At 77.3% G+C, this 1225-nt stretch carries 1 protein-coding gene and 1 pseudogene; both read left to right on the forward strand.

What is annotated here, in order from left to right:
* Nucleotides 1-457 (forward strand): annotated as a pseudogene (locus GA0115240_RS06010) (hydrolase); the annotation flags it as partial.
* Between the two features lie 9 nt (nucleotides 458-466).
* Nucleotides 467-1129 (forward strand): NAD(P)H-binding protein, encoded by a 663-nt coding sequence (locus GA0115240_RS06015; protein ID WP_093735612.1) that lies wholly within the window; start codon nucleotides 467-469, stop codon nucleotides 1127-1129.
* Nucleotides 1130-1225 lie beyond the last annotated feature (96 nt).

A 1225-nucleotide genomic window follows, 5' to 3' on the forward strand; every position in this document is an offset into this window, starting at 1 on the left:
GATCTCGGTGGTGGCCCTGCCGCAGGGCGGCTGCTGCGTCCTGGACCGCGGCGGTACGGCCCCGGTCCGGGCGCTGCGCTCGGCCGGCGTCCGGGTCGCGGCGGGCAGCGGCGCGCTCGGCGACCTGACCAACCCGGTGGGCCGCGGCGACCCGCTGGAGGCCGCCTTCCTGCTCGTGTCGCACGGCGAGTGCTGCCCGCCGCGGGCGTACGACCTGATCAGCGGCGCGGCGCGGGCGGTGATGGGCCTGCCCGAGGTGCGGGTCGAGGCGGGCTTCCCCGCCGAACTGCTCGCGGTGCGCGGCGAGAGCCTGGCCGGCGTGCTGTCGCTGGCGTACAGCCGGATCGTGATCCACCGGGGCCGGGTGGTGTCCCGGACCAGCGCGGTGCGCGAGTACTGCGACTCGTCCGGCGAGGCCGTACTCGATCTCCCCCGCCAGTCGCACCGTGAGGCGTAGCCTCGCCGTATGCGTACGGTGATCGCGGGTGGACACGGACAGATCGCACTACGGCTGGAGCGGCTGCTCACCGGGCGCGGTGACGCGGCGGTCGGGCTGATCCGCAACCCGGCGCAGGCCGACGACCTGCGCGAGGTGGGCGCCGAGCCGGTCGTGCTGGACCTGGAGGCCGCGTCGGTGGACGAGGTGGCCTCGGTGCTGCGCGGCGCGGACGCCGCGGTCTTCGCGGCCGGCGCGGGTGCGGGCAGCGGCGCGGAACGGAAGACGACCGTCGACCGCGACGCGGCCGTACTGCTGGCCGACGCGGCCGCGATGGCGGGCGTGCGGCGCTTCCTGATCGTCTCCTCGATGGGCGCGGACGCCGGCGCCACCGGCTCCGACCCGACGATGAGCGCGTATCTGCGGGCGAAGGGCGCGGCGGACGACGCGATCCGGTCCCGCAGCGACACGCTGGACTGGACGATCCTGCGCCCGGGCGCCCTCACCGACGCCGCCGGCACCGGCCGGGTGCGGCTGGCGCCGCACACCGGCCGCGGTTCGGTACCGCGCGACGACGTGGCCGCCGTGCTGGTGGCCCTGCTGGACACCCCCGGCAGCGCCGGCCTCGTCCTCGAACTCGTCGCGGGCGACATCACGATCGAGGAGGCCGTCCAGCGCGCGGCGGTGCGCTGACGGCCGGTCAGGGCGCTCGGCCCGGGCCGGTGCACGGGTTCAGCGCCGGCCCTCGGGCTGCGGGCCGGTCCGGACCGCGGCCAGCGTGGCGGGGTG

Source organism: Streptomyces sp. DvalAA-14 (assembly GCF_900091855.1).
Classification (GTDB): domain Bacteria; phylum Actinomycetota; class Actinomycetes; order Streptomycetales; family Streptomycetaceae; genus Actinacidiphila.

Bases quoted from the DNA above. Each gene is read 5' to 3' on its own strand.
- GA0115240_RS06015 (WP_093735612.1), top strand. From the start codon at position 467: ATGCGTACGGTGATCGCGGGTGGACACGGACAGATCGCACTACGGCTG.